10 protein-coding genes are annotated in these 7,453 nt (G+C 55.4%); 5 read left to right on the top strand and 5 right to left on the bottom strand.

Going from position 1 to position 7,453, the window contains the following annotated elements; translation table 11 throughout:
* Positions 1 to 93 precede the first annotated feature (93 nt).
* The 4 genes from CGLAMM_RS11305 to CGLAMM_RS11290 all read left to right on the top strand — a co-directional run bounded on the left by CGLAMM_RS11305 (position 94) and on the right by CGLAMM_RS11290 (position 3,587).
* Positions 94 to 597, top strand: a complete 504-nt coding sequence (locus CGLAMM_RS11305) for a hypothetical protein (RefSeq protein WP_418115725.1) — start codon at positions 94 to 96, stop codon at positions 595 to 597.
* A 113-nt stretch (positions 598 to 710) separates the two neighbouring features.
* The gene (locus CGLAMM_RS11300) at positions 711 to 1,565 is read left to right on the top strand and encodes a hypothetical protein (protein ID WP_418115546.1); all 855 of its coding nucleotides are present in this window, start codon (positions 711 to 713) and stop codon (positions 1,563 to 1,565) included.
* Between the two features lie 24 nt (positions 1,566 to 1,589).
* On the top strand, positions 1,590 to 2,591 hold the full coding sequence (locus CGLAMM_RS11295; RefSeq protein ID WP_418115724.1) for a hypothetical protein: 1,002 nt from the start codon (positions 1,590 to 1,592) through the stop codon (positions 2,589 to 2,591).
* Positions 2,592 to 2,774: 183 nt separating this feature from the next.
* Positions 2,775 to 3,587, top strand: coding sequence for a hypothetical protein (locus CGLAMM_RS11290; protein ID WP_394819913.1), 813 nt, complete (start codon positions 2,775 to 2,777; stop codon positions 3,585 to 3,587).
* A gap of 241 nt (positions 3,588 to 3,828) precedes the next feature.
* Here CGLAMM_RS11290 and CGLAMM_RS11285 read toward each other — a convergent pair whose 3' ends face one another.
* The 5 genes from CGLAMM_RS11285 to CGLAMM_RS11265 form a co-directional block, all read right to left on the bottom strand.
* Complete coding sequence (locus CGLAMM_RS11285) at positions 3,829 to 4,098, bottom strand: PfkB family carbohydrate kinase (RefSeq protein WP_418115726.1); 270 nt, start codon at positions 4,096 to 4,098, stop codon at positions 3,829 to 3,831.
* 438 nt (positions 4,099 to 4,536) lie between these two features.
* Positions 4,537 to 4,692: a hypothetical protein gene (locus CGLAMM_RS11280; protein ID WP_418115723.1), complete on the bottom strand. Its 156-nt coding sequence runs from the start codon at positions 4,690 to 4,692 to the stop codon at positions 4,537 to 4,539.
* Complete coding sequence (locus CGLAMM_RS11275) at positions 4,677 to 4,832, bottom strand: NAD(P)-dependent oxidoreductase (protein ID WP_418115722.1); 156 nt, start codon at positions 4,830 to 4,832, stop codon at positions 4,677 to 4,679. Before CGLAMM_RS11275 ends, CGLAMM_RS11280 begins: the two co-directional genes overlap by 16 nt.
* The gene (locus CGLAMM_RS11270; RefSeq protein WP_418115721.1) at positions 4,790 to 5,476 is read right to left on the bottom strand and encodes an NAD(P)-dependent oxidoreductase; all 687 of its coding nucleotides are present in this window, start codon (positions 5,474 to 5,476) and stop codon (positions 4,790 to 4,792) included. The genes CGLAMM_RS11275 and CGLAMM_RS11270 overlap by 43 nt, the downstream gene beginning before the upstream one ends.
* Before the next feature lie 151 nt (positions 5,477 to 5,627).
* Positions 5,628 to 6,191 (bottom strand): DciA family protein, encoded by a 564-nt coding sequence (locus tag CGLAMM_RS11265; protein WP_394819109.1) that lies wholly within the window; start codon positions 6,189 to 6,191, stop codon positions 5,628 to 5,630.
* 63 nt (positions 6,192 to 6,254) lie between these two features.
* Here CGLAMM_RS11265 and CGLAMM_RS11260 point away from each other — a divergent pair, with 63 nt between their 5' ends.
* On the top strand, positions 6,255 to 7,289 hold the full coding sequence (locus CGLAMM_RS11260; RefSeq protein ID WP_394819704.1) for an A/G-specific adenine glycosylase: 1,035 nt from the start codon (positions 6,255 to 6,257) through the stop codon (positions 7,287 to 7,289).
* Positions 7,290 to 7,453: the final 164 nt, after the last annotated feature.

Below are 7,453 nucleotides of genomic sequence, written 5' to 3'. Positions count from 1 at the left end.
CTCGTCGAAAACTTCGCTCGGAACTATCCTAATCGGACCGCTTATATTTACTTAATTCGCCCGACCAACAATTTTCACAATTTGCAAGAGTCAGTGCGTTTTGCACGTGATGCTCTTCCGCTTGGCGAGGCAAGACAGACACTGTATCAAACATGGCTCGCGACGGCTCATTGGGCGCAAGGGATATGGACGGCCGACGGCGAAATTTCCGGCGCGCAGATTTTTGGTGCAGCGCCGTATCATTGGGTCAATGGGGAGCTGAGAAGGCAAACCTTTATTTACAATCCGAATTTCCTCTACGCATTGCCAGAAGCAAGCCACCGCCCGATGCCTGTGCGGAATGAAACGGTTGAAGAAGCGGTTGTTGCTGAAGACCCGCACGGTGTCGGCTTCATCCCGGGCGCGATTATCCCTGACGGGTGCAACGCGCAACCGAGACGCCTCGGCGCAACCCCGTCCACCCCATGCCTGCCCCTTAAACGTGTGTCCCTTAATACGCTTTACAGCAAGACAATCGCGAAAATGATCGCTGCCGACATCCTTATGGGGACAACATCAGGTCAACTCTGGAAAGAGCCCGGTCATGACGAGCTTTGAGTGACGACCGTCTGAAGGCGCATCCTCATTGAGGGGTCGCGTCGCGCGACGCCGAAGCACGCCGATGTCGCAGCGCATCACTCTGGTTTGACTATCGCATCATCATAATAAGAATGGAATTCATCATGAAATTTCTGGCAACCACGCTCTTTATAGCCTCGTCAATTTTTTCCACGGCAAGTTACGCCGTAAGCCCGCCCGATAAAGTCTACACCTTCTCCTTTCAGCCGCCCGCAGAGGTTATTGATCAGGGTCGCGGGATAAGCCTGCCTGATGAGAGAATGCAATATTGGGCGGCAGCGGGTTGGCAATTTGGCACAAACCAACATTACATCTCATTAATGGGAGAAATGGATAGATTGACGGGTATCTTAAGTCAGATCGCGGAACATTTTCACTTTGATCCGCTTTACGTCTATGAAGTCCGCCCGACAGAAAATGTTTATAGCGTCGAGGAATCGCTACAATTTGCCATGAGTGTGCTGCCGGCAGGTGAGGCGAGAACCCAGATGCGCACAGCATGGCTTTCATCGCGCACGTGGACATCCTCTATGTGGGCATCCACCAGAATGATTCCCGTCGAGCAGATTATCGGCGTGAGAGAGCTGCGTCTGGTGAATGGCAGGTTCGTACCGGGCGACCTCACACGTAACCCGAATTACATGTTCGATGAACCACAGGTAAACCCTAATCCGCTGCCAATAAGAAATGCGACAGTTGAAGCCGCCGCAGTGGCGGAAGACCCGGAAGGGGCCGGCTTTATACCCGGGCCGATCGCCTCTATGGTATGTAACGCGAAACCCCAACGTCTGGGCGCATCCCAGACCGATAGCTGCCCCCTGCAGGTAAATAAGCTTTCTTTCGACGCGCTTTACGGCAAGACGGTCGCGAAATTGATCGCGGCCGGCATCCTTATGGGTTCGACCTCAGGGCAACTGCTCGTCGTACCCGGACATGATGAGCTTTAAACCGCGCATCACAATCCCGACGACATGGCCGATCACGAACAGAGGACGATGAAGTCGGGATATTGTACAAACGACTGCCAAAGACGCGTCGAACCATACCTTTATTTTCTGAGAAAAATCTTTTCAAATAATCCATCAATCTGGCTTTTTCTTCACCTTATAAATATAATAATGGAGGTTAACATGAGAGTTCTAGCCGCCTCGCTTTTTGTCATCTCATCGTTGTTCGTTTCGATAGGCCACGCTGAAGATACGCAAAAAAAACTCTATAAAATATCTTTCGATCCGAAGGAGAAAGTTTTCGCCGAAGGCTTTCCAATTGCGGGTGATGACAGTGACTTCCTCCATTTCGTCGCCGGTTCGTCAGTAAGGGAGGGACGCGCCCGCTTCATTCCTCTTTTCGACCATCTTTATGTCGTGATGGAACGCGCCGAGCAAATAGCCAACGCTAACCCTGGGACGCCGCTTTACGTTTACGAGGTCCGACAGACACCAAATTTCTATAACGTGATGCGATCTCTTCAATTTGCCAGTACAGCCATTCCAGACCCTGAAACAACTCTCAACATTCGTCACGTGATGGAAGCAGAAAGACACTCACTCACCTATGCCTGGGCGGCGACCAGTTCGATCACGAGCGACCAGATTGCGGCGGTATATATCTATGGTGACCGTCATAATCCTCGGGGTTTGACCCATCTGGCTGATAATGAAGATTATATTTTTGCCCCGGCGCAGGTGAATCCTCAACCCCTGCCGGTACGCAACGAAACATTGAATAATCTCGATGTTGCCGTAGAGCCGCACGGCGCTGGCTACATGGCGGCCTTTGTCGCCAATATACCGTGTGACCCGCAATCAAAACGCCTCGGCACATCATCTTCTTCACATCAGTGCACGCCTCTTGAGAACCTTCCGATCGAAACGGTTTATCAACGGACGATCGCAAAAATGATTGCTGCCGGCATCCTTATGGGTTCGACCTCAGGTCAGCTTTGGAGTGCGCCAGGTCATGACGAGCTTTAAGTCCTGACCTCGCGCGTGTCTTGTCACGTCTATCGCCCGGAAAAACCTTCACCCATCCGCGATAGCTGAAAATATCGGTCCTGCCGCGAAAAGTGTCTTCAGAGTGACGCGTCAATGACGCGGGCAGGACCAGATGTTCGCAGAGATCCGAATTCACCCCAAGCTCACGGAATCAAAAATCCCATGAAACTTCTCAAAGCCTCGCTCTTCATCGTGTCGACGGTGTTTACTTCAGTGAGTTACGCCAAAACCCCGCCTTTGGTCGTCTACACCGTATCCTTCCAAGCGCCGGAAAGCGTCTTCTCTTCAGGCATGACAAGCATCGGCACGGAGAGAGATCTCAATCGCTTTTTAGCAGGTAAAGGTGCGGCGGGGGAAAGATCCGCTTATCTCCCTCTGACAGAATCGTTGAGTCACGCGACGAGAATCAGTGAGATGCTGACGCGGGTCAAGCCTCATCGCACGATCTACCTCTATTATGTCCGCCCGACGAAGAATTTCTTCAACGTCACCGATTCATTTCAATTTGCCGAGGAAGTCCTACCCCCTGGAGAGGCAAAACGAGAATTGCGCGATATCTGGTTCGCGACGAAATATTGGGTGGCGGATGAATGGGCGGCGAGCGCCTCGATCTCCAATCAACAGGTTGTGGGCGTCAAAACCCTCGCGTGGCACGACGATGTCCCGGAATTTGGCGCGTTTATCCCGAACCCGAATTATATTTCGGCAGTGTCGGAAGTGAGCCAGAGCCCGATGCCGCCGCGAAACACGTCAATCGACGCTGTCGAAGTTGCGGCAAATATCAAAGACATCAATGCCATACCTGCTTCAATCGCCGAAATGGCTTGTTCTTCCCAGCAGCTCGACCTCGCATCATCTCCGACAAGCACATGCCTGCCGCTTGAACGGCTGTCGGCGAGCAAGCTTTTTGAACGAACAGTCACCCAAATGATCGTCACCCATGTTCTTCCGAGATTGGGATCGGGCCACATCTGAAGCGATGACCTCCGACACGCCGAGGCGGAAGATTTCTTCAATAGCGCCTTCCTCATCCGTGGCGTCGGTGAGGGCCACCAGCTCATTGCCGCTGGGGAGGAAAAGATCGCAGCATTTCAGGATATTCAGCATGGCGCCGCGCATTCCGGGGGCGCATAGCATCTCCTTACGTATATTCGGATCAAAGGAAACCTTGCCGCTTTCTCCCGCACTTTCTGCACGGCAATCATCGCTTCCTCAATCATGATCGGGGAAAAGAGTGACGAGCCATGAGGTGGAAATGCGCGGTCTGATCAAGCAGGTGATGCGCTGCCGCTGTCAGTCGCGTTTCCGAACAGGCGCCGCCACGAATATTATAGACGAAATCCCGCGATCCATCGGGACGATAACGGACGAAAGCACTGCCTGTCGTGAGATTGGGGGAAAATGCGATGGCAGAGACATCGACACCGTCGCGCTCGAGGCGCGCGATATTTAATCGCCCGAAATCATCGTCCCCGACGCAGGAGATAATGCGCAGGGCACTTCGAGATGCGCCACCTGATCAATAAAAATCGCGGGTGCACCGGAAGGGAATGGCCCACGCAAACCCATCGTTTCCTGGAAGCCGACACCCACCGTGTCCGCGACAATTTCGACGAGGATCTCGCCGAATGTGATGATCTTCCCCGCGTGCTCATACCGCCATATCTCCGTAACGCATCAGCCCGAAATACTAAGCCTGTTTTAACGGCAAACGAAGAGTACGACCGCGAAAATCGCGATATCGTCAAGGGAAAAACGAGATTTATACCGAAATAGGTGGTTCTCTCCCCTTAACCGACGCGCAGAAACGCTTGTGAACCGGATAAACACTGTCGCAAGCGTGAACGCCGAAACGTTACAGTACGGTTTAACGCGCGAATCACGAAACGTGACAAGGCGCGACACGGCCGCACGTCCCGACAGCTCAAAAGGCGAGTGGCGTCAGTAAAGGGCGCGCAGCGAATTGCGCGTCGAGGTTTCGGAAAACGAGCGCCGCCATCTCAGCCCGTGTCTCCCGCGTGGCGGAGGCGATATGCGGTTGCAGAACAACGTTGTCACATGATTTCAGAGTCGGCGGCACATGCGGCTCATCGGCGAAGACGTCCAGCCCTGCCCTTTGATCCGCCGTTCCTGAAGCGCCGAGATCAAGGCGGGCTCATCGATCACGGAGCCACGCGCTACATTGATGAGAAACCCGTCAGGCCCCAGCGCATCCAGCACGTCCTTATTGACCACGTGCCGTGTCGCGTCTCCCCGGGAAGGCACAGGACAAGCACGTCAGACCAGCGGGCAATCGAGATCAGGTCGGGGTGGTAGGAAAAAGGGCTGTCCTCTTTGATGCGACGATTATGGTAGCCGACTTCCATCCTGAAAGCCTGCGCACGCCGCGCGATTTCAATGCCGATATCGCCCATCCCGACAATGCCCATGCGCTTGCCTTTCAGTGACGTGGAAAGCGGGAAATGATGCGTCGGGCGCCAATCGCCCGCGCGGACGAAGCGATCAGCAGCGACGACGCGTCGTAAAACGCCCAATGTCAGGGCAAGGGCCATATCCGCAACGTCGGCCGAAAGCACCCCACGTGCCGTCGTGACGTTGATCTGTCGACGGCGACATGTTTCCAGATCAATCCGATCATAGCCCACGCCGCAGACACTGATGATTTCAAGATTCGGTAGAGCCTCAAGAAGTTCTCGCGGCGCGCCGCGCGCACCATCTGTGATGAGCCCCCTTATCCTGTGCGCTGCCGCGCCGATAGCCTCAATGGATTCATAATCATGCAGGATATATTCATGCGTCCTGGGCGCCTGAGCATGGGCAAATTGTGGCGCCAGGATAAGAATATCGATGGGTTCCGCGTTCATCCTGTTATAATCCTCTCACGATGCATCGACGGGTCGCAGCGATCGACCTGGACGCGGACGGGATTAACCCGACTCAAATTTATGAATATCGGCACGCAGTCGCACAAAGCGGCCCTGAGAATCAAGCCGGGTTACGCCAGTGGATGTCGTTTCAGGAAGGCGGTTTATCGCGTTCCCGCGCGGAGATAAGACCCCCTAATCGTTGCAATACATCCTGGATCGGCTGATGATGACCTTCTTCAATCGTGATCGGCTCCGCCGGTATGCGCGCTGGACGTTCAGTAACCTCTTCCAGAACCGCATCATGAATGATTCGCACCCGGGTCACGATCGAGGATTGGTCCCTGAAAAGTAGCGGGGATTGACGACCTCCGCGTGCAGACGCCCCACCCGCCAAGCCATTGATGCGTTCCAGGAGTTGGGGAATCAGATATTGCATCTCAACCGCGACAGGCCCGGCACAGGCGATTGTCAATGTGCCGCCTGACAATTTCCTTGGCGTTGACATTCGCGCCAAGGAAGGCCCGACAATATGTGGCCAATCGAGGATAATCTGCACAGCGAGGCTGGGCCGGCGTTTCAGGGCAGGGCGGGCGACAGGATCAATCAAGGCGCCGAGCGCCCTCATGCCGAAAACACGCCGCGCCTCTTTTTCCACCGGGCCGGGCGCGGGACGGGTCGTCCTGGGCTTGCGCGCTGTGTCGGATTTCTTCATATCGCTCGTGTGACCTTCTCTGCTGCCTCACTGCTGCTCTGGTATGATCATCACCGCCGCATCATGCCGTGGCGCGCCTTGCCGGGGCAGAAATCGGACCCCTATCACGTCTGGCTGAGCGAAATAATGCTGCAGCAAACAACGGTTGTGACGGTACATGATTATTTTTTGAGGTTTATCGCGCGTTTCCCTTCGGTTCAAGCTTTGGCCGCGGCACCGCAGCATGACGTCATGGCGGCCTGGGCCGGGCTGGGCTATTACAGCAGGGCGCGCAACCTGCATCTTTGCGCGCAAGAACTGGCGGCGCGCGGCGCTTTCCCCCAAACCGTCCCGGCTCTGGAAGCCCTGCCGGGCATTGGCCCCTACACGGCGCGGGCCATTGCCTCCATCGCCTTCAATGTGCCGGTCATCCCGGTTGACGGCAATGTCGAGCGCGTTACGGCGCGGCTCTTTGCAGCCGGGACGCCGCTCCCCGCCGGGAAGAAGCACCTTGCCACTCTCGCCGCGACATTGAATGACGACGCGCCTGCGCAGGCGCGGGCGTCCGATTTCGCGCAGGCTTTGTTCGATCTAGGTGCCACAATCTGCACGCCGCGACGGCCGAAATGCATGTTATGTCCGTGGCAGCAGGATTGTGCCGCGCATCGACAGGGAAAAGCTGAATCTTACCCGGTTAAAGCGCCTAAAAAACAGCGTCCCGACAGCCATGGCACGGCGTTGATCATCCGCGGACCGGGCCCCTCTGTTTTATTGCGAAAACGGCCGGATAAGGGGCTCCTCGCGGCGATGATGGCGCTCCCCGGAAGTGACTGGATTTCCGTTTCCGCGCCGCCTGATAGCCTGCAGAAAGGTGCGTCCGCCGGACCATGGCTGTATCTCGGGCGGGTCAAACATGTATTTACGCACCTGACCCTTTATCTTGACGTATATGAGGTAGAAGTCACTTCATGGAACGCCGCGAGGACATCGTGCCTCGCCCCCCTCATGACGCCGGAGATGATTGTCGATGCGGTGCCGTGCGCGATGGAGGATCTCCCCGATCAGGCCCTCCCGAGCCTGATGCGGAAATGCCTCGCTTTGGCCAAACTGCCAGCTTGAGCCGGAAGATGGTTTGCGTTATCCAAAACAACATCAAGAATTGAATCGCCGATATTGTCTGGACCGCCCGCCGGGCCGACGTGACCGCCTGTTATCAGGTGGATGGTAAAAGGACGATCATGCAGAATCTCGGCTTTTCCCTCCGACGTTACTGGTTGCTCGAT

This window comes from Sorlinia euscelidii, assembly GCF_036452135.1.
In the GTDB taxonomy this organism is placed as follows: Bacteria; Pseudomonadota; Alphaproteobacteria; order Acetobacterales; family Acetobacteraceae; genus Sorlinia; species Sorlinia euscelidii.
This window is presented reverse-complemented; position numbering and strand designations above follow the sequence as displayed.

Bases quoted from the DNA above. Each gene is read 5' to 3' on its own strand.
- CGLAMM_RS11270 (WP_418115721.1), bottom strand. From the start codon at position 5,476: ATGAACGCGGAACCCATCGATATTCTTATCCTGGCGCCACAATTTGCC.
- CGLAMM_RS11260 (WP_394819704.1), top strand. From the start codon at position 6,255: ATGCCGTGGCGCGCCTTGCCGGGGCAGAAATCGGACCCCTATCACGTC.
- CGLAMM_RS11295 (WP_418115724.1), top strand. From the start codon at position 1,590: ATGGCCGATCACGAACAGAGGACGATGAAGTCGGGATATTGTACAAAC.
- CGLAMM_RS11265 (WP_394819109.1), bottom strand. From the start codon at position 6,191: ATGAAGAAATCCGACACAGCGCGCAAGCCCAGGACGACCCGTCCCGCG.
- CGLAMM_RS11290 (WP_394819913.1), top strand. From the start codon at position 2,775: ATGAAACTTCTCAAAGCCTCGCTCTTCATCGTGTCGACGGTGTTTACT.
- CGLAMM_RS11300 (WP_418115546.1), top strand. From the start codon at position 711: ATGGAATTCATCATGAAATTTCTGGCAACCACGCTCTTTATAGCCTCG.